The sequence below is a fragment of the Staphylococcus sp. ACRSN genome (assembly GCF_022346615.1).
GTDB lineage: Bacteria > Bacillota > Bacilli > Staphylococcales > Staphylococcaceae > Staphylococcus.
The window spans coordinates 59,772-80,446 of record NZ_JAKRNS010000012.1; the positions used below are offsets into that span (position 1 = coordinate 59,772).

Annotated in this window: 24 protein-coding genes; 7 read left to right on the forward strand and 17 right to left on the reverse strand. The window is 30.3% G+C overall.

All coding sequences use genetic code 11. From position 1 onward, the window contains the following. The first annotated feature begins 41 nt into the window (after window positions 1-41). Window positions 42-1,421, forward strand: coding sequence for an aldehyde dehydrogenase (locus MHZ36_RS11395; protein WP_239231762.1), 1,380 nt, complete (start codon window positions 42-44; stop codon window positions 1,419-1,421). Between the two features lie 41 nt (window positions 1,422-1,462). Here MHZ36_RS11395 and pglS read toward each other — a convergent pair whose 3' ends face one another. Then, the gene (gene pglS, locus MHZ36_RS11400; protein WP_239231764.1) at window positions 1,463-2,500 is read right to left on the reverse strand and encodes a 6-phosphogluconolactonase; all 1,038 of its coding nucleotides are present in this window, start codon (window positions 2,498-2,500) and stop codon (window positions 1,463-1,465) included. A 179-nt stretch (window positions 2,501-2,679) separates the two neighbouring features. On the opposite strand from pglS, the gene MHZ36_RS11405 reads away from it, so the two are divergent. Continuing rightward, the gene (locus tag MHZ36_RS11405) at window positions 2,680-3,090 is read left to right on the forward strand and encodes a YolD-like family protein (RefSeq protein WP_239231765.1); all 411 of its coding nucleotides are present in this window, start codon (window positions 2,680-2,682) and stop codon (window positions 3,088-3,090) included. 101 nt (window positions 3,091-3,191) lie between these two features. Here MHZ36_RS11405 and MHZ36_RS11410 read toward each other — a convergent pair whose 3' ends face one another. Continuing rightward, window positions 3,192-3,362 (reverse strand): hypothetical protein, encoded by a 171-nt coding sequence (locus MHZ36_RS11410; protein ID WP_119486039.1) that lies wholly within the window; start codon window positions 3,360-3,362, stop codon window positions 3,192-3,194. Between the two features lie 588 nt (window positions 3,363-3,950). On the opposite strand from MHZ36_RS11410, the gene MHZ36_RS11415 reads away from it, so the two are divergent. Then, on the forward strand, window positions 3,951-4,991 hold the full coding sequence (locus MHZ36_RS11415) for a C45 family autoproteolytic acyltransferase/hydrolase (protein ID WP_239231767.1): 1,041 nt from the start codon (window positions 3,951-3,953) through the stop codon (window positions 4,989-4,991). A gap of 61 nt (window positions 4,992-5,052) precedes the next feature. On the opposite strand, the gene MHZ36_RS11420 is transcribed toward MHZ36_RS11415, so the two are convergent. From MHZ36_RS11420 to MHZ36_RS11430, 3 genes are all read right to left on the reverse strand, one after another. Beyond that, window positions 5,053-5,904, reverse strand: a complete 852-nt coding sequence (locus MHZ36_RS11420) for a DUF4097 family beta strand repeat-containing protein (RefSeq protein ID WP_239231769.1) — start codon at window positions 5,902-5,904, stop codon at window positions 5,053-5,055. After that, window positions 5,901-6,461 (reverse strand): HAAS signaling domain-containing protein, encoded by a 561-nt coding sequence (locus tag MHZ36_RS11425; protein ID WP_239231770.1) that lies wholly within the window; start codon window positions 6,459-6,461, stop codon window positions 5,901-5,903. Before MHZ36_RS11425 ends, MHZ36_RS11420 begins: the two co-directional genes overlap by 4 nt. Window positions 6,462-6,556: 95 nt before the next feature. After that, window positions 6,557-7,051, reverse strand: coding sequence for a hypothetical protein (locus MHZ36_RS11430; RefSeq protein ID WP_239231771.1), 495 nt, complete (start codon window positions 7,049-7,051; stop codon window positions 6,557-6,559). Between the two features lie 165 nt (window positions 7,052-7,216). Between MHZ36_RS11430 and MHZ36_RS11435 the strand changes: the two genes are divergently transcribed. Then, complete coding sequence (locus tag MHZ36_RS11435) at window positions 7,217-7,777, forward strand: thioredoxin family protein (RefSeq protein WP_239231772.1); 561 nt, start codon at window positions 7,217-7,219, stop codon at window positions 7,775-7,777. A gap of 75 nt (window positions 7,778-7,852) precedes the next feature. Here MHZ36_RS11435 and pmtD read toward each other — a convergent pair whose 3' ends face one another. The 7 genes from pmtD to MHZ36_RS11470 all read right to left on the reverse strand — a co-directional run bounded on the left by pmtD (window position 7,853) and on the right by MHZ36_RS11470 (window position 12,054). Then, window positions 7,853-8,581: a phenol-soluble modulin export ABC transporter permease subunit PmtD gene (gene pmtD / locus MHZ36_RS11440; protein WP_239231773.1), complete on the reverse strand. Its 729-nt coding sequence runs from the start codon at window positions 8,579-8,581 to the stop codon at window positions 7,853-7,855. Continuing rightward, window positions 8,581-9,453 (reverse strand): phenol-soluble modulin export ABC transporter ATP-binding protein PmtC, encoded by an 873-nt coding sequence (gene pmtC / locus MHZ36_RS11445; RefSeq protein ID WP_239231774.1) that lies wholly within the window; start codon window positions 9,451-9,453, stop codon window positions 8,581-8,583. The genes pmtD and pmtC overlap by 1 nt, the downstream gene beginning before the upstream one ends. Then, complete coding sequence (gene pmtB / locus MHZ36_RS11450) at window positions 9,453-10,136, reverse strand: phenol-soluble modulin export ABC transporter permease subunit PmtB (RefSeq protein WP_239231775.1); 684 nt, start codon at window positions 10,134-10,136, stop codon at window positions 9,453-9,455. The genes pmtC and pmtB overlap by 1 nt, the downstream gene beginning before the upstream one ends. An 18-nt stretch (window positions 10,137-10,154) precedes the next feature. Next, window positions 10,155-11,036, reverse strand: coding sequence for a phenol-soluble modulin export ABC transporter ATP-binding protein PmtA (gene pmtA / locus MHZ36_RS11455; RefSeq protein WP_239231776.1), 882 nt, complete (start codon window positions 11,034-11,036; stop codon window positions 10,155-10,157). Continuing rightward, window positions 11,033-11,413 (reverse strand): PSM export ABC transporter transcriptional regulator PmtR, encoded by a 381-nt coding sequence (gene pmtR / locus MHZ36_RS11460; RefSeq protein WP_239231777.1) that lies wholly within the window; start codon window positions 11,411-11,413, stop codon window positions 11,033-11,035. The genes pmtA and pmtR overlap by 4 nt, the downstream gene beginning before the upstream one ends. Window positions 11,414-11,556: 143 nt before the next feature. After that, window positions 11,557-11,736, reverse strand: a complete 180-nt coding sequence (locus MHZ36_RS11465) for an SE1626 family protein (RefSeq protein ID WP_239231779.1) — start codon at window positions 11,734-11,736, stop codon at window positions 11,557-11,559. Window positions 11,737-11,958: 222 nt separating this feature from the next. Beyond that, window positions 11,959-12,054: a Trp-rich small protein gene (locus MHZ36_RS11470; protein ID WP_239231835.1), complete on the reverse strand. Its 96-nt coding sequence runs from the start codon at window positions 12,052-12,054 to the stop codon at window positions 11,959-11,961. 198 nt (window positions 12,055-12,252) lie between these two features. Between MHZ36_RS11470 and MHZ36_RS11475 the strand changes: the two genes are divergently transcribed. Continuing rightward, entirely contained in the window at window positions 12,253-13,542 is a 1,290-nt protein-coding gene (locus tag MHZ36_RS11475) for an aminotransferase class I/II-fold pyridoxal phosphate-dependent enzyme (protein ID WP_239231780.1), read from the forward strand. 83 nt (window positions 13,543-13,625) lie between these two features. On the opposite strand, the gene MHZ36_RS11480 is transcribed toward MHZ36_RS11475, so the two are convergent. The 3 genes from MHZ36_RS11480 to MHZ36_RS11490 all read right to left on the reverse strand — a co-directional run bounded on the left by MHZ36_RS11480 (window position 13,626) and on the right by MHZ36_RS11490 (window position 16,378). Further along, window positions 13,626-14,093, reverse strand: a complete 468-nt coding sequence (locus MHZ36_RS11480) for a DinB family protein (protein WP_239231781.1) — start codon at window positions 14,091-14,093, stop codon at window positions 13,626-13,628. A gap of 252 nt (window positions 14,094-14,345) precedes the next feature. Further along, entirely contained in the window at window positions 14,346-15,194 is an 849-nt protein-coding gene (locus tag MHZ36_RS11485) for a LysR family transcriptional regulator (protein WP_239231783.1), read from the reverse strand. A gap of 8 nt (window positions 15,195-15,202) precedes the next feature. Beyond that, window positions 15,203-16,378: a YbfB/YjiJ family MFS transporter gene (locus MHZ36_RS11490; RefSeq protein ID WP_239231784.1), complete on the reverse strand. Its 1,176-nt coding sequence runs from the start codon at window positions 16,376-16,378 to the stop codon at window positions 15,203-15,205. A gap of 344 nt (window positions 16,379-16,722) precedes the next feature. Here MHZ36_RS11490 and MHZ36_RS11495 point away from each other — a divergent pair, with 344 nt between their 5' ends. Then, on the forward strand, window positions 16,723-17,292 hold the full coding sequence (locus MHZ36_RS11495) for a dihydrofolate reductase family protein (protein ID WP_239231785.1): 570 nt from the start codon (window positions 16,723-16,725) through the stop codon (window positions 17,290-17,292). A 314-nt stretch (window positions 17,293-17,606) separates the two neighbouring features. On the opposite strand, the gene groL is transcribed toward MHZ36_RS11495, so the two are convergent. Continuing rightward, the gene (gene groL, locus MHZ36_RS11500; RefSeq protein WP_239231787.1) at window positions 17,607-19,232 is read right to left on the reverse strand and encodes a chaperonin GroEL; all 1,626 of its coding nucleotides are present in this window, start codon (window positions 19,230-19,232) and stop codon (window positions 17,607-17,609) included. A 59-nt stretch (window positions 19,233-19,291) separates the two neighbouring features. Further along, window positions 19,292-19,579, reverse strand: a complete 288-nt coding sequence (gene groES, locus MHZ36_RS11505) for a co-chaperone GroES (protein ID WP_239231788.1) — start codon at window positions 19,577-19,579, stop codon at window positions 19,292-19,294. A gap of 179 nt (window positions 19,580-19,758) precedes the next feature. Here groES and mroQ point away from each other — a divergent pair, with 179 nt between their 5' ends. Next, a complete protein-coding gene (mroQ, locus tag MHZ36_RS11510; RefSeq protein ID WP_239231789.1) occupies window positions 19,759-20,502 on the forward strand; it encodes an intramembrane glutamic endopeptidase MroQ in 744 nt (247 codons plus the stop codon). Window positions 20,503-20,675 lie beyond the last annotated feature (173 nt).

Sequence of the window (20,675 nt, forward strand, 5' to 3'; positions counted from 1 at the left end):
TGCATGATGATTCGGTATTTGTCAGATTAGGAGGATTCCATTTGAATGCGATAGAACAAACTTTTCATAATAGTAAAAAATATTTTGACACTCATGAAACTAAAGATATTAAATTCAGAAGAAAACAACTTAAACTTTTGAGCAAGAGTATTCGTAATTATGAAGATGATTTACTCGAAGCTTTTCAGAAAGACTTAGGAAAAAACAAAGTAGAGACTTATGCATCAGAAATTGGTTTCACTTTGAAAAATATTAAAACTGCACGAAAAGAACTTAAAAATTGGGCAAAACCGAAACAAGTTAACACACCTATCTTCATGTTCCCTACTAAAAGTTATATTATGAAAGAACCTTATGGAACTGTGTTAATAATTGGACCCTTTAACTATCCTTTTCAATTACTTATAGAGCCTTTAATCGGAGCAATTACTGCAGGTAATACAGTAATATTAAAGCCTTCTGAATTCACACCAAACGTTGCTACAGTCATCCAAAATATTATTGAATCGGTATTTGACCCTGAGTTCGTCAGTGTATGTCAGGGTGATAGTAACGTCACTCAGCAACTTATCAATTTACCATTTGATTATATCTTTTTTACTGGCAGTGAAAATGTTGGTAGAATTGTCTATCAAGCAGCTAGTAAAAATCTAGTTCCTGTCACGTTAGAATTAGGTGGTAAATCCCCTGTTATTGTCGATGAAACAGCGAATATTAAAGTTGCAAGTGAGCGTATATGCTTTGGAAAATTTGCAAATGCAGGACAAACTTGTGTGGCACCAGACTATATACTGGTCCACCGCAAAGTTCAAGAGTCATTGGTTAAAGCTTTAAAACAGACAATAACTGAGTTTTATGGTAAATCGATTCAACAAAGTCCTGACTTCGGGCGTATCGTTAATGCGAAACATTTTAATAGATTAAATCATTTGCTTGAAGTTCACCAGTCAGAAATTATTTTTGGCGGAGAAACCGATTCAACAGAATGCTTTATCGCACCTACTTTATTAGAAGGTATTACATTCGATTCTAAGATAATGGAAGATGAAATATTCGGTCCGTTACTTCCAATAATTATTTATGATGATTTTGATGAAGCTATTTCTTTAATTCGTTCTAAACCAAAACCTTTAAGTTTATACTTGTTTAGTGAAGATGAAAATGCAACCGAACGCGTCTTAAAAGAGGTTTCATTTGGTGGCGGTGCAATTAATGATACGGTAATGCAACTTGCCAATCCTAACTTACCTTTTGGAGGGGTAGGTGCTTCTGGCATCGGCCATTACCATGGTAAGTATAGTTTTAATACATTTAGTCATGATAAATCATATATATTTAAATCAACAAGATTAGAATCAAGTTTATTTTTTCCGCCTTACAAAGGAAAATTCAAATATATTAAAGCTTTTTTCAATAATTAAAAAGGTATGAGCAACTAATTGCTCATACCTTTTCTTCGTTATTATTTTAAAAATTGTACGCATACACCTTCTGGCGCTTGTTGTTGATGATCAACTTGAGTTAATTCTCCAGTAACTTTATTACGTTTAAATACCGTCAAAGTATAATCGCCTTCTTGATGTGCACAAACTAAATATTCATCTGATTTTGTAATGTTAAAGTCACGTGGAAATTCTCCTCCACTTGATACAATATCAACAAATGAAATTGAAGAACCTCTCTCCCCAATTTTAAAGATAGCAATACTGTCATGACCTCTATTGCTAATATAAATAAATTTTTGATCATTTGATAATCGAATACCTGCTAATTTAGTTTCCCCTTCAAACGTAGCTGGAATTGTTGAATGTCTTTCTATTTCATTAAATTTACCATTATTATATGCAACTGTACTTACCATATTAGAAATTTCATGGACGATATATGCATGTTTACCATCTTCATGGAATACGATATGTCTTGGACCATCACCTGGTTCAAAATCACTAACTGCATATTCTTTTAAACCATCATCTCCATACTCGTAAGTTACAACTTTATCTGTTCCTAAATCGGCTGCCACAACATATTTTTCATCAGGCGTTGTTTTTAGAAAATGCACATGTGAGCTTTCTTGTCGCTCATCTGGGCCGGTAGGATAATCATGTGCTAATTCTTGTATTAAGCGGATGATTTCACCCGTTTCAGGATTCGCTTCATATATTCTAGCTAAACCTGCACCATAAACAGATTCAAAGACATACTTACCATCTGGAGATATATCCACATAGCAACCAGTACCTTCCGTTGATGCTAAACATTTATTTATTAATTTTAATTCACCATTGTCTAGGATTTCTAGGCTTGCAATTCCACAGTTATCGCCTTCACGATTGATGGCATATAAATATTTATTATGTTGATTTACGTAAGTAGAAGCTTCTAGTTCATATCCAGTTACTACTTCTGTGACTCTTCCTGTTTGTTCATCTAATTCAAAGCGATATATACCTTTACCTTCTTTTTTAGTATAAGTACCTATGTAACCAATCGTCCTCATGTAAACCCCTCCATTTTCATATATCTTCATTTTAATAAATATCTGCATAATAAACAATCAATTGAAAATATATCATCTTCAAAAATCATTTTGTTAACTATTTTTACCATTAAATTGCAATTTGATTTAACACTTGATAAACACGAACACATGTTCTATCATTGTGTTGAGGTGATTTCATGATTCCTAAACAATATCAAAATGAAACTGATTATAGAAAGATTCCAAGAGAGTTTCTTAACCCTCATATTCCTCAAGGTCGCGGTATGGTAAAGTGGGCACCGTTTGCCACTTTACCTGAGCAATTCGAAGCCATTCAACAATATATTACTGATCAAAATAAAATTGATCGTCCTTTATTATCAGACGATCAATTAAATGAATTAAATAGTCAACTTCACCGAGCATTACATGATGATGCAACTATTTTAATAGAATATTTTCAAGATGGTTGGTTAGCAACGGTTCAGTTACGTATTAAACACATAGACTTATTACATATGACATTAGAAGGTAATATCATGGGTACCACGCGTTCCATTAAATTATCACTATATGACATCACTAAAATTATAGAAGATGTCATATAGTTATCTATCCGACTGCATAAGTCGCCGTTCCATTCGTGCCTTCGCTCACGAATGGACGGCGACTAAAAAAAATAGAACACTTAACGTGTTCTATCAATAAATTAATTATTTGTTTCAATATCAGAAACGATTTCTTTAGTTTTACTTTCAATATCTTCAAAATCTTTTTTGAAGATGTAGGCAAATGCAACAGCACCTACGCCTGCGATTAATGAAACGGTAAAGATTGTACCGAAAACAAATTTAAATAAACCTTTGATAAAATTCCACATTCTTCTGTTCACCTCAATAATTTATTAACATGTCTATATCTAATGATAGCACAATTAAAAGCATCAATAAATATATACCCACTTTTCTAGCTTTTATTCTACAAAATTCTTTAGTAATTTTATGTTAATAATGTATAAATTCATCGCCTATATAAAAATAGCAAAATCATCAACCTACTTGTTTTCTTATATGTATACCAAAAAAACAGGCCAAACATTAATAATAACGTTTCAGCCTGTAACATAAATTAGGTAATAGCTAATTATATTCAAAAAGCTTCATTAAAATTGATTTATTCATTCTAGTCATACTTGCAAAGGAAGGAAACAAAACCTTTTCAGATAAATTAGATTTCTACCACACTACCTTCAGCAAGTTAAATTTAATTATTCCACCAAGTTGATACGGCGTCTTTAAATGAATCATAGTAGTTTGACATAATAATCACCTCGTTAAACTAATTTTATTAGTTATTCGCTGATGTTATTATTATAATAACTATTCTCTTTATATAATACAATTAATATGAAGTTACAATAGAATTACAATTTTGTTAGCTTATATTCAATAAATTAGGAGTTTTGTTTATGCAAAATGTTAAATCAGATATATTAACACATCGAGGTTCACACTTTGATTTAGGAATACAAACCGCACAATGGATGCAACAAACACCTTTGTTAAAAAACAGAGAAAAAGAATGGAAAAAACGTGTTCCCCGCTTCGATATTCACATCAAAGAAACATATGATATTTTCCAAGTATATGCACCACAAATATGGGATGAGATAAACGGGATGCAAGAAGTGCTTAATATACCAACGAGTCAAATGATTCTGAATTTTGCACATTATCGATTCACACCACTTAAAAATAGTGGTTGTACTGTATTTTTAGGTAAAGATTATATGGTCAGAAATTATGATTATCATCCAGCAACATACGATGGACGTTATTTATTATTTCAACCAAATGATGGTGGTTTAGCACAAATTGGCCCAACATCAAGAATTACAGGAAGAATGGATGGAATGAACGAAGCAGGGTTAGCAATGGGATATAATTTTATGCACAGAAAACATCCTGGAAATGGCTTTGTTTGCTATATGATTGGAAGATTAATACTTCAATACTGTAAAGATGTGCCTGAGGCAATTCAACTATTAAAAGAAATACCTCACCGTAGTTCATTCAGCTACATTGTCATGGATAAGCATTTAAACCATGCGATTATCGAAGTATCACCACGTTCAATAGATGTGCGTTATGATCGGACATGTACAAATCACTTTAAATTATTAACGCATGAAAATAGAAATTACACTAAAGAGTCTAAAGAACGCCTCTCTAGATTATTAAAAAAAGCACCTAATAACTTGAATAAAATTGATGCTTTTAAAATGTTTAATAATCCAGATTTTGAAATTTATAGTAAATTATTTAAAAGCTGGTCAGGTACAATACATACCAGTATGTATGAACCAGAAAGTCTGATTGCTTCCATATCCTTAGGAGAAAATAATACACCTTTAAGAATAGATTTTTCGAAATGGTTAAATGGTGATTCATTAGATATCACTCAAATTACTGGCAAAATAGATACCGATTTAACTTTTGCTACTGATTAAAATAATTAAAAGAACCGAAGATAACATTTAAAACGTTAAAATCGGTTCTTTACTTAATTATTTAATTTATATGAATATCACCATGATTAGTATATAATTCAAGAACATGTTCGCCATTACCTACTTTATCATCCTTAAACACACTATTATTCACATGTGGTTTCCCATTTTCAGGGTTTAGTTTAAGTAAAGTGTTCTTTGGTTCATTATTATATCTCATCTGAATGTCTCCATGTTGTGTAGAAGCTTTAAAATCAGATTTTACATCCATTTTATTTAAGTCAATATTACCTTTATCAGCCAATAATACAGAGGACTCGATTAAAGAATTATTAATTAATATACTTTCATTTTTCGATTTTAAATTGGCATTTGATAATTCACTATTGTCTATATGAACAGGTGAATTCGTTCCCCTATAATACATATTTTCTATATTTGAATTATTTACTTTTAAACGTGCACCACCAGTATCATTAAATAAAATTCTTGCTGATTTAATATTAATATCGCTTATTGTAGTCGTATTTGTTTCACACGATAAATTCAATTTTTTCAACTGTTTATCTGGTACAGTAACTGTCATCTGATCACTTACTCTTCTGAATAGATTAAAATTCAAACCATAATGATCTTCGCTATTACTGTTTTCTTGAATGTTCAACAGCCCTTTTGACTCACTAATACTAAGCTTCTTTTTTCCACTGTATTTAACAGAAAAAGTGTTACCTCTCTTAATATTAACTGTACTATTTTGGCTATCTAAATGAACACTATCTATTTTGTTGGAATCAAAACTTTTATTTACTGAATTTAATTTATTGTTTTGTTGTTCAAATCCAAACCAAGTTAAGCAGCCCAAGAGGAAGCACACAATGAATAAAATCAACCCACATATGAACAACTTCTTCATTCAACTGCACTCCCTCTTATCGTTTTAATGTTCCAACGTAAATATTTTAAAATCAAGCGATATACAAACTGAGCTAATTTGGCAATCGAAACGAAGAGTACGATACCTAAACCTGTATAAGATATCGCAAATAAATAATTACTGACAGCAAAACTTATATTGTTATTAAATATACCATTTATAATTAATAGAACTGGGCTTAATGTAAAAAATAATGAGCATAATAATAAGATTACCATGAAAAAACCAACAAATATCATTGGAATTAAGATTATCACAACAGATAATATCCCCATACCAAGTGAAGCCATAATAGCACGAATAATTGTTCTTGCATTCGGTTTATATTCCGCAGAAGCAATTGCACTTTTCGCCATTATCTCTTTTCCTATTGTTTTTGGTGACTCTAATGCACCTATGATTTGATATTCATTTTTCCCTTCACTTTCTTGTTCAAAAAAGTAATCTTCATATTCATACATTACCTTATCTCTTTCACTTCTTGGTAAATTATCTAGCTCTTGTTCTAGTTCATTTAAAAAAGTGATTTTATCCAAAATATCTACCGCCATTCAAATTTAGAATTAAATTCACTTCATTATGTTTTAGTATAGAAAAATGACATAGCTAATGGCAATGTCATTTTAAATTGTTATATATTATGAATTTCAATCTTTTTAATTTTATTGTGTTTATGTATAATAAACAACTTTATTTTATGTGTTTTATCAATAAAAATCAATGACTTAAATCCATTATGTAAGGCTTTCTCATCACCATTTTTACCAAGTGATGCTTTAACTTTTGAAATATCGTCTCCGATGTTCCAACCATAATTTGTATGTAATTTCTCATCATTTATTAACGTCATCCCAACTACTCTATCACTATGTTTATTAACTATAATAATAAAATCAGGATGTGTTACCATCGAATACACATGTATTTTCTTTAAAGTTACATCTTCACGTTTATAAAATTGACGTTGATTTAATTTCGAACCTATTTTTAATTTATCAATTTTCAAATTAGATAAATTTGTATATGCATTTCCTTTATTGTGATTTACTACGATTATTACAAAACCTATAATAAAAATTACACTAAACAATATCAATATCCATGTTATCTTTTTATACAAGTTCAATTTTTCACCACATCCATATCACGTAATAAATATAGCATAGGAAAATCATACTTTCATCCATAAACTATACTTTTAAAAACATATTACTTTTATAAGTATTAAAAATTTTCTTTCATATAAATTTATTGATATAATAATAGCTAATAAACTAAAGGGGGAAGTAGTATGACAAGTTTAGAAACTTATTTCAAAAACAGTCAACCACTTGATCAGTATATTGCAGCTATGACTGAAAATAAAGAGAACTTAGAATCAATATATCATTCATTCTCTTTACCTGATAATGATCAAAGATTAGAACAAATTAAATCAGCAAACTATAGTAAAGTCTTAGTCATTTCAGAAGACTGGTGTGGCGATGCCATGATGAATATACCAATTTTAAAACACATAAGTGAGAATTTAAATTTGGAAGTACGTGTCTTCCATCGTGATGAAAACACTGATTTAATCGATCAATACTTAACGAATGGAACAGCGCGTTCAATTCCAATTTTTGTATTTTTAAATGATAATTTTGAACAGGTTTCTGTGTGGGGACCACGGGCTAAACAAGTACAACACTTCGTGGAGGAAACACGAGCAGAATTACCGGATAAAAATGACCCTACATATGATGATAAAGTTGCAGAAACTCATGTTATTATTAGTAACCGATTTAAAACGGATTCTAAAATGTGGGAACATGTTTATAATTCAATTTTAGACAAACTTATTACCATTTAAAAAAAGACGTATGAATAGGGTTTTTCTAACCGCTTATTCATACGTCTTTTTATTTTTGAAGTCTTCGGTTAATACTTATATATCTTTTTTAGTTACATAGAATAAATTAACAACAAATAACAGAACGATTGATGCAGATGAAATGAACCACTGCCAGTGAGTAAAAGTATAATCCCCTGATGTTGTTTTTGAAGTTAAATAACTAAATGGTATATATTTTAATGCATCTTTAATATCGTCACCTATTTTCGGAATCATTGGTAAAAATGGTTCTGCAAAAGGAACAATTAATACTAAAAAGATACCTAAAGTAAAAATCAATGCCGTTTTTGGTACTATTAATGAAAATAGATACAATAATAATCCATAGAACAAATGGAAAATAAAGAAGAACCATAATAAATCAAAGAACTTTTCTATTTTTACATTTTTACCATCAACAATACCTTGTACGATTAAAACAAATACTACAAGTGCAGCAGTAATCAAAATTGAGATTAATAAAATTGAAATTACTTTAGCGATAACATATCCTGCACGACTTGACTTCTTATTCATATATAACTGTATTGTGCCTTGCGATATATCTCTAGTAATCGTTTTAATTACAAATAATAATCCCATTAAAGAGAAGAACCAACTTCCAGCTGATAGTAATATACTTCCATCCATTTTATCCGATTGTTGAACAAACAAAACAGTGAATCCAATTAATGGAATGATTGTTAAAAGTAATGCTAAATAAGTTAAAGGACTTTTTAAAATACTATACATATCGTATTTTACTAACTGTAAACTATTCATTATTTCCCGCCTTTCTGGTTAATATTAAAGTATGTGTCACGTAGTGAGCTCTTACGTGTTTCTATAAATTCAGGATATACATCAACGGATGCTAACCCTTTTAATAAGACTTTATAATTCTTTTGCGCTTTTAAAATAATTTCATTATTTTCTTTCATTGATTGAAGCACTTCATAATGCTCATTTAAATGTGCTAATGTTTGATCAAATTCATTATCTGCTACAATTACTACAGTTGAGTCTGTAGGGGCACCTGACTTCATATCTACATCTTGAACGAAGTTTCCATCTCTTAAAAATACCGCTCTATCACAAATCAACTCAATATCTTCTAATTTATGACTTGAAATCAATATTTTCATATCAAGTTCTTTTACCAAATTTTGAATTGTCTTAAGTACATCAATAGAACCATCTGGGTCCATACCATTTGTAGGTTCATCTAATATAAGATACTTCGGTTTGTTCATTAACGATACAGCAATGGCTAATTTTTGCTTCATCCCCATTGAATATTTCTTAACTTTTTTCTTAATATAAGGTCTCATTCCAAAAGCATCTATAATATAATCTGTATATTTTTTATCGAACCCTTTTCCTAATACATGCGCAAATAATTTTAAATTGTACATTCCTGATTTATTATCATATAATTTCGGATGCTCAATCAGGTAACCAATATTATCTTTATTTCCTATTTTTACATCACCTTTATAATTAATAATATTGCCATTCATAACCTTCATTAAAGTCGTTTTACCGACCCCATTTTTACCTATCAAACCTACAATTTGACTGTGACCAAAGTCGAAATCAATATGATCTAGCACATTATTTGAACCATAGGTTTTAGTAATGTCTTGTAATTGCATTAATTTGCCTCCTTTTGTATATTGCTAATTTTTTTATATTGTATAAAGTAATTACCTATAAAGAAAATAATGCTAATAATTAAAAAACCATATTTATAAAGAATACTTAAATAGTCCATATAGATTTGTTCATGACCAATTAAGAATTGTATACCTATAGCAATTAATATCATTAAAAATGGAATAAACAATATCATTACCAATAAATATACTAAATATGATATGTTCTCCGATTTCTGTTCTAAATTTCTCTTAAATGCGATTGGGACAGCGAACAAATTAATCGCTATATAAGAAAACGGTAAGGTTATACTATAAGAAATCCCTGTTTTTGTGACAGTCGAATTTGGTATATTATATAAGGATAAAATACCTGCTCCAATTAAAGTAAACATTAAAATCGTTAAATAATGTGAGTTTAGTAAATCTTTTTTAGAAATTGGTAAGCTACCAAAAAAATCAAAAGCTCGTTTGTGTCCTAATCTACTATGGAAACGAAAAGCATGACCTGAATCCAATAATGAAACAAACAATATGACTAAGGCAACGATTGAAGATAAAATTCTAATAATTAATAAATCATTGTTTATTAACAATTGGATCGGTGCAAAAATGAGTAAGAAACTATACAAAATAATGGTCTTTTTACGAAGTTTACAATTTCTAATAAGTAAATTTTTCATATACTGTCTCCCTCAATCCTAATCCAAATTATGATGCATTAAATTATTTTTGCCTTTTTCTAAATAAACCATTAGCTCTTCAATCGTAGGTCTCGTGATAGCTACTTTATTTCCAAATATTTCTTTAAATACATTGGCTCGATCCGTTAAAGCAACATAGCCAGTCTTATTTTGTTCATAATAATTCATAATTCTAAATAATTCGTCATCCAATTCATCTGAGTCACCTTTTACTACTTTATATTTGTTCATGATTTCATCTAAGTAGTTATTTAAAACAACTTCTCCATCTTTAATATAAATTAAGTAATCTGCAATTTTTTCCAAATCTGATATGATATGTGTTGATATAAAGACAGTCTTCTCTTCATTTATAAGTTCCTGTTGTATAATATCTAACACTTCATTACGGACAATTGGATCCAAACCAGAAGTCGGCTCATCTAGAATAAATAATTCCGCATGATGACTAAAGGCGATTGCAATGGATAATTTCATTTTCATGCCTGTCGATAAAGTTTTAATTTTCATGCTGTATAATAAATTGAACTTCTGTAAATAATAAGAAAAAAGATCATGATTCCAATTTTTATAAAAAGTCGAAATATATGATTCAATCTTTTTTACAGTCCATTTCTCATTTAAGTAAAGATCTGAATACACAAACCCTATCTTATTTTTCAATTCTACAGCATACTCACGCATACTTTTCTCAAAGACAAGAATCTCACCATTTTCTGGCTCTATTAAATCCATTATCATTCTTATAATTGTGGTTTTGCCCACACCATTAGAACCAATAAATCCAGTAACATAACCCTTAGGAACATGAAAATTAATATCCTTTAATTCGAAATCTCCATATTGATAATTAACAGCATTTAATTCTATTGCGTTCATTCATCGTCCTCCTCATAAATCATCGCCAATATATCTTGCAACTCTGATAGAGGCATTCCGATTGTTTTAGCTTCTTTACTCAAAGATTTAGCCAACGACTCAATCACAATAAACTGCTTTTCTTTTAATATGGAGCTATCTTGTTCCTTAACAAAAGTACCTTTCCCTCTAATAGTGAAGACAAATCCATCTTTTTCTAAGTCTTCATAAGCGCGTTTCGTAGTAATTACACTTACACTCAAGTCTTGTGCAAGTTCACGCATAGAAGGTAAATGTTCGCCAGGATCAACGTATCCTTTTAAAATATTTTCTTTAATTTGTTGCTTTATCTGTTCATATATTGGGCTCTCACTATTGTTTTTCAAAAGTATTTTCATTAACGTCCTCCCTTACCACTGTATATATACAATATATACAATTATGATAGTTTTGTAAATAGAAATTGCATTATATTCAATAAAAATTAAAAAAAGAGACTCAATTGAGTATATGAAACATACACAGTTGAGCCTCTTTATTATCATTTTTTATTTCGTTGCTTTCTATTATTATTACGATTAATAAACGCACAAATCATAAACATAATAGCAGCAATTAGCAATTTCACACCTGATGATTCATTACCATTAGCTTGTAAATAATAACCTACTACAAATGAGATTATTGCCAAAGTTACAAATATCTTAGTTAAATGTTTCAATTTATCACCTCAAACATTGTAATTATAGCAAAAATTAATTTAATTTCCTAAACATACAAATAAATTTATTAGTATATGATTTACCTTATTTCTATTATATACAATAAAATATATTGTTTGCAGAGTTACACCTTTGATGATAAAATTATTGTGTATCCACGAATTATACTACACAACCCCAAGTCTGGTGTCGCAGACTTGGGGTTTTTTGTGTGAGCTTGCCTATTTATCTTTCCATTTATTTTCTAACCAAACACGGAAAATAACAAGCAAGCAACCTGTTAGTAAAGTTCCAATTATTTCTTGCCACCACGTAATCATACTACACCTCCCACAGTAAAAAGTGCCATGTGGAGTTTGATGGCCTGTGCTTATTTTAACACAAAAATAGAACGTATGTTCGCTAAAAAGGTCAGTTTCTTATAATTTTTGTTTAAAATGTGGTCAGGACTTTAATTTTAAATCATTTCAAGATAATATAGAAAGTAACAATATGTAAAGAGAGGTAGACCAACCATGAATCCATTAGCTTTAGATTTAAATGAACAATTATCTAAATCAAATCCAGAAATAGCAGATATGCTCTCAGATTTAGGTAAATTAATGTATTATCCAAAAGGTATTTTGTCTCAATCTGCGGAAGCAAAATCAACAAAATATAATGCTACGATTGGTATGGCAACATATAGTGATAAAAAAATGTATGCCGATACTTTAAATGATGTTTTTGGTCAATTAGAACCAGATGAAATCTTCCCTTATGCTCCCCCACAAGGAATTGAACCTTTACGCGATTTATGGCAGAAAAAAATGTTAAAAGAAAACCCTGATTTAAAAAAATCAGATATGACTAGACCTATCGTTACTAATGCTTTGACTCATGGTTTATCATTAATTGGTGATATGTTTGTGAATAGTGGTGATACAATACTACTTCCAACACATAATTGGGGCAACTACAAACTTGTTTATAGCACAAGACACAGTGCCGTTTTCGAAACGTATGATATATTCGATGAAAGTGGTAACTATACTACAGATGCTTTAGTTAACACACTTGATAATTATACTAAAGATAAAGTAATCTTAATTTTAAATTATCCAAATAATCCTACAGGTTACACGCCTACTAAAGATCAAGTTGAGAAAATTGTTTCTGCAATTAAATCATTAGCTGAACGTGGTACTAATGTTATTGCACTTGTTGATGATGCATATTATGGCTTATTCTATGAAGATGTTTACACTCAATCTTTATTTACTGCATTAACAAACTTACAGTTAAACAATTTACTCCCTATTCGTTTAGATGGTGCGACGAAAGAATTTTTCGCATGGGGCTTAAGAGTTGGATTTATTACTTTTGGCGTCAATGATGAAACTACGAAATCCGTGTTAGAAGCCAAAGTTAAAGGTATGATACGTAGTAATATTTCAAGTGGACCAATGCCTTCCCAAAGTGCTGTAAAATATGTTTTAGAACATAACGAAACGTTTGATAAAGAAATTCAACAAAATATTGAAACTTTACAAGCTAGATATGAAGTAACAAAAGAGGTTGTATATGATGATAAATATGTGGCATACTGGCAACCTTATGAATTTAATTCTGGCTACTTCATGGCTGTACAAGTCAAAGGTGTAGATCCTGAGGCATTACGTACACATTTAATTGAAAATTATTCTATCGGTATCATTGCATTAAATAAAACCGATATTAGAATTGCCTTTAGTTGTGTTGAAAAAGAAGACATTCCACATGTATTCGATTCTATTGCAAAAGCAATTGCAGATTTACAAAAATAATTAATCTTAAAAAAGGAACAAACGCTAATGTATTACTTCACTTTTATAAGTGGAGTCGTCAAATTAGTGTTTGTTCCTTTTATTTATTGTTGCTCTTTTAATACTCGGGACATTTCTTCAATCTTACCAGCATGTAATGGAATGTGAATCGCATTTAATACAAGCAATTCATCCAACGTATTACAACCTGCAATTGTCTCAGTTAATTCTTCTTCTAATTGTTGATCAGTTAAATTTCGAGATCTTTCAGGCAATGTTTTTAAATAACTAAAGATTTCATCAATAGATGGGATTTCTTTGTCTCCCCAATCTTCAGGTGAACTTCCATATCCGAATAATTCATTATATTTAACAATATCCACTTCGTTTTGTTCACAAAGAGATAATCCGGATTCAAATATTGTTAATACATGTCCGTATTGCCAATGAATCGTATTTGGGAATAATTCAAATTTGTCATCTAAAACTTGATCATTATCCCACTTTTCATATCCTGACAATAAATAATTAATTCCAGTATCAATAACCTCATAAACTGTTTTCTTTGTCATAATTATTCTCCCTTTCGTAAACAAGTTGAAAATCATACAAAGCATTACACATTTGTAGCGAAACTATTTCCAACTCTACCCTAATATCAAATGTTTATTCAGTACACAATAAATACTAGAATATTTTTAAAATATAAATAGCTAATAAGTAGCATATCAAATTCGTTTCCTATTAGAAATTAAATCAACTTATTTTAACAAAAAAGGTTTTAACTATACGATCGAGTTATTTAAAGGTTTACCATTTTACACTCATTCATCCTGTAAAATTGATAACAGCTGTAAAAATGCAGGCGTACCAATATTATCTCTTCGATAGACAAATGAAATGGGTACATCTTCAAAAATTTCATTCATCTCATAAAAATCGACATCAATATCAGCTCTATTTTTTATAACAGAAAAAGGTAGCATTGCAATGCCTATGCCAGCTTTTACACAACCTAAAATCCCATCCAAAGTGTTTAATGTCATGATACTTTGAACCGAAATACAATTATATTTCAACCATTGTTCAAAGTAACTTCTATAAAAACATCCTTTTTCAAAGACAATAATTGATTGAGGCAAGCTATTTTGTAATAAGTCAGTACTCCCCTTTTGAGAAATAACAACCATTTTTTCTTCGTATAAAGGAACTTGTATAATTTCTTTTTCGTTAACAACTCCAGATAAAAAAGCACCATCTAGATTTCTATTTTTAATATGTTCAACTAACTGTTTAGATGAACCTGTTGTTACATTTAATTTAGTATTCTTGTCCTCCTTACGAAAAGCTTCCAATATTTCCGGCAATCTAGTTGCTGCAATTGTTTCAATTGAGCCAATTTGTAATGTTATATCTTTCACTTTACCAATATCCGCTTCTGCTTTTGTAGTTAATGAAAGGATTTCATTAATATAAGATAAGAGCACATGACCTTTTGCTGTAGGTGTCACTTCTTTTTTATCTCTATAAAGCAATTGTGTATCATAATACTTTTCCAAGCGTTTAATTTTGGCAGTAACATTAGATTGTACATAGTTTAATTCGATAGCTGCTTTAGTAAAACTTTTCAAATCACAAACTTTTTTAAATGTTTTCAAGTCTTCAATTTGCATGTATCATATCACTCCAATTTACGCATTACATTATAACTTTTAACACTACTAATCAAGCCTACTAATAAGATGATTGTCGCAAAACCCAATGCCAAATTATAATTTCCAGATTCACCTATTAAAACACCTGAAATACTTGGCGCAACCATTTGACCTATACTATAAATTACAGTTAATGAAGCAACAAAATTAGTTTTAGTATTATATTGATACATCATGGTTTGCCCTTGAGATAAAAAGAGTGTAGTTAAGCCTAAGAATGTGCCACCAAATAATATAGAACTTATGATAATACTAACTATATTATGTGAAAGGATTGGTAAGCAAACACCAACAATTTGTAATATAAATGCTAAATAAATTGCCTTTTCTCTTGTTATCTTGTCTGCAATCATCGACCAAAGAATCGTAGAAGGTATTGCGCCTAATCCAACAAACATCCAACTAAGTGCAGCATAGTCAGCAAATTGGGGGATTGATTTTACAATAACGACTAAAAATGTACCTGTAATGATATATCCTGCACCTTCACAGAAATACGCAATATAAAAATATCTTTTAAACCTTGCATCGATAGTCTGTGTTGAAAAATTACGATGCGTTTTTGAATCTTCCATTTTCATCTGCACATTATCTTTCAAAGTAATAAAGACATACAATGATATAATCATAGAAAATATACCTAGCGTAATCCATAATGCTTGCCATGAAACACTATCCGCAACAAAGAATATATAAATACTACTTACAAATAACCCCATACCAACTGCACTATACAATAAACCTGAAATACTTTCTTTATGCGCTTGTCTTAAAGCATCTAACACAATATTAGAAGCTAATACAAATACTGTGCCACTTGTAATACCACCAATCAACCGTAAGACCAACCATACAATATAAGAATCTGACATCCCCATTAATACAGTACTTACAATATTAATCAGTAAATATAATTTCAAATCGATGGCTTTCGATTTCATAATGAACCACATTGGTATAATAGCTCCAATTAAATAACCTAAATAATTAGAAGTAGCTAAATAACCTGAAGTTTGACTGTTTAAATGCGTAGATGATTGCATAATCGGTAATAAAGGTGTAAATGCAAACCTGCTAATTGCCATAACAATAAACAAGGCAACCATCCCAGATATTAACTGTTTGTGCGTCTTATCTAACATAATTTATCCTCTTTTCAAAAATGATTATATTAATGATTATACGTTTTTATTACCATCAATAAAAATGATGATTTTTGATTATATTAATCATTATTATTGATGTATAAGATGTAAAAATTCCCCTAACTTATTTTTATAAAAAATATTTTCAATAAATGGTTGTTATATAGCGAAAACACACTATTTTTTATACGTCTATATTGACTTATTAACTATTAAAAGCATAGATTTCAAATTAGAATTTTGTACCTCGATGACTGGTATTTTTCATTATGATAATATTAAAATAATAATTATTTTATCAATATGTTACACTTTTCTAATATTTTGAGGAGGGTAAAAGTATGACTATCAAATTAAAACAAAGAAAAATCATATTAGATTTGGCTATTTCCTTAGACGGATTTATCGAAGGAAAAAATGGGGAGATTGATTGGTGTATTATGGATCCCGAAATGGAATTCACAAATTTTCTCAACCAAATTGACACAATTTTATATGGTAGAAAAAGTTACGATTTATGGGGACAATATACACCTTCGTTAGATGCTTCTGATGAGGAAAAGGAAATGTGGGACTTGGTTCATCGTAAAGATAAATATGTATTTTCTAAAACACAAACAAGTTCTGCTGAAAATGTTATTTTTATTAATGAAAATATTGCAGATCAAGTAAATAAGTTAACACATAAACCAGGTGGAAATATATGGTTATATGGTGGATCGGGTCTTATTACTACATTTATTGATTTAAATCTGATTGATGAATATAGACTATCTGTTCATCCAGTAGTATTAGGTGAAGGCAAACCATTATTCGAAAATATAAAACAGAGATTGAATTTAACATTAGTACACACAAATACATTTTCATCTGGTGTCGTTCAACTCATTTATCGTCCAAACAAGAGTTAAATAAATCAATGCCTTAATATTTATTCTAAATTAATACATTTAAATAAAGTTATGCAACACATTTCGGAATATTAGAAGTATGCTTCATATTAATATATTTTATTTAGTATATACTTTAATTCTATGGTTTAATATCATACTATCCTCTTAAGTGTATTGACATAAATATTCGTATTTCCATTACTATTAAATAAAATAAAAGGCAATTTCTATGTTTTCAATAGAAATTGCCTTTTTGTTTTCGTCAAAGATATTAATTCTCTAACTGTATCATTATATTTAAATTTTAATCATTTTAATATTCAGTATGCTAGTTACATCATACCTGGCATGCCGCCCATGCCTGCTTGACTATCGTTACCATTATTCTCTTCTGGAATATTAGCAACTACTGCTTCAGTAGTTAAGAACATCGCAGCAACACTTGCTGCGTGTTGTAATGAAGAACGTGAAACTTTAGTTGGATCCACGATACCTGCATCCAACATGTTAACCCATTCATTTGTAGCAGCATTAAATCCTACACTAACTTCAGCATTTTTCAATCTTTCAACAATTACTGAACCTTCTAACCCAGCATTTTCTGCAATTTGGCGAACAGGTGCTTCTAATGCTTTCAGTACAATGTTAACGCCTGTTGCTACATCACCTTCTGCATCGATTTGTGAGACTTTATCATAAATATTCATGAATGCAGTTCCACCACCTGCAACAATACCTTCTTCAACAGCAGCTCTTGTTGAGTTTAAAGCATCTTCGATACGTAATTTACGTTCTTTTAATTCAGTTTCACTTGCTGCTCCAACTTTAATAACTGCAACACCACCTGCTAGTTTAGCAAGGCGTTCTTGTAATTTTTCTTTATCAAAGTCAGAATCTGTTTCTTCGATTTGAGCTTTAATTTGGCTTACACGTGCATCAATATTATTTTGATCCCCATTACCATCAACAACTGTTGTGTTATCTTTTGTAACTTCAGCTTTATTTGCAGTACCTAACATATCGATTGTCGCATCTTTCAATTCTAAGCCAAGGTCATCAGTAATGACTTGTGCCCCAGTAAGAATTGCTAAGTCTTCTAACATTGCTTTACGACGATCACCAAATCCAGGTGCTTTTACTGCTACTGCTGTGAAAGTACCACGCATACGGTTTAATACAATATTCGTTAATGCGTCACCTTCAACATCATCTGCAACAATTAATATTGGTCTACTTGCTTGAACAACTTGCTCAAGTAACGGCAAGATATCTTGGAATGATGAGATTTTTTTATCAGTTATCAAAATGTAGGGTCTTTCAAGATCAGCAATCATTTTATCTGAATCTGTAACCATATATGGTGATTGATAACCTCTATCAAACTGCATACCTTCAACTACTTCTAATTCTGTGTTAAAACCGCTTGATTCTTCAATAGTGATGACACCGTCATTACCTACTTTTTCCATAGCTTCAGAAATGTATTTACCAATTTCTTCATCTGCAGCTGAAATCGAACCTACTTGTGCAATTTCGTTTTTATTTTCAACTTTTTGAGAAATGTCATGTAATGCTGTAATCGCTACTTCAACAGCTTTATCAATACCTTGACGTAATCCAACAGGGTTTGCTCCACTTGTTACGTTCTTCAATCCTTCTTGAATCATTGCTTGTGCCAATACAGTTGCAGTTGTCGTACCATCACCAGCAATTTCGTTAGTTTTGTTTGCAACTTCTTGTACCAATTTTGCACCCATATTTTCATATGGATCTTCTAACTCAATTTCTTTAGCGATTGTTACACCATCGTTTGTAATCAATGGTGAAGTATATTCTTTATCTAATACGACGTTACGTCCTTTTGGACCAATCGTAACTTTGACTGCATTAGCTAATTTATCTACACCTCTAAGCATTGCTTGACGTGCATCTTCTGAAAACTTCAAATCTTTTGCCATAATTTTCTTACCTCCATGTTGTTATTTAGAATTCTTAAAAATTTATATTTATAAAGGTATTATGCTTCAATAATTGCTAATATATCTTCTTCATTGACGATTAAATATGTTTCGTCTCCACGCTTAACTTCTGTACCTGCATATTGTTGGAAAACGGCCTTATCGCCTTTATTAACTTCTGGAACAACTCGAGTACCATTTTCTAAAGTACGTCCTGCACCTACTTCTATAACAGTTCCTTCGTTAGATTTTTCTTTAGCGCTATCCGTTAATACGATGCCGCTTTTCGTTGTTTGTTCTTGTTCTGTTTTTTGTATAATCACTCGACTACCTAATGGTTTTAACATTGACTGTTCCTCCTCAAAATAGTAAATCGTTAGCACTTAATATGCTTGAGTGCTAATACACTTTTAATAATAATCAAAGTTGGTCAATATTTCAAGTTAAAACTATTTGTCATAAATTTTGTGCATAGATTGCATTTACGATAGAATAAATAACATATACTTATTATTGGAGGTTCACCATGTCTCGATTATGGGCGTCAATTTTGACATTATTAATTTATGGATTTGCACAATTAGGGGTTGTTATCCTTCAGTTGTTAGGTCTATTTGACAATTTATCCGGCAAAGCATTACTTTTTGCAAGCATATATACTCAGGTAACTTGTTTTATTATTGCTGCAATTTTAATTATTCTTATCAATTTATTTATAAAAAATCCATCTTATATTGAGCGTCAACATAAAGAAAAGAAACGTTATGTTGTTTTATGGGCATTTGTTGGATTTGCTGTTGTTATGATTTATCAAGTGATTGCAGGTATGATAAATATGTATGTATTTGGTGCACCAAATAAAAGTCCAAATACTGCAAGATTAATGAAAGTTGCACAAGAAATTCCTTTATTTATCATACTAATATCAACAGTGGGACCAATATTAGAAGAGTTTGTATTCAGAAAGGTTATATTCGGGGAAATATATAACTTAATTAAAGCAAATAAAGCCGTTCGTTTTATTATTGCAGCAGTTGTCAGCTCAATAATTTTTAGTGCTGCACATGGAGATCCTTCCTTTTTTATCATTTACTTTGGCATGGGTGTGATCTTTTCAGCATTGTATGCATACACTAAACGTATCTGGGTACCTATTTTAGTACATATCATGCAAAATAGCTTGGTCGTAATTATTCAAATTGTTATAGGACCTGAAAAAATAAAGCAACTTCAAGAAACGACATCATTTATCATTCATTTTATAGGTTAATATTTTAAAAATCTCAATACTTTCTAATTTTCTATATTATTTAACATGATGATATGAACTGATTTATATCTTCCCTATTTTGAATGACACTCAAATCAATCACTCATTTATATACTGCAAAGTTATAAAACTATATAGATAACGAAAGATGGTCAATACTTTGAATTGTGACC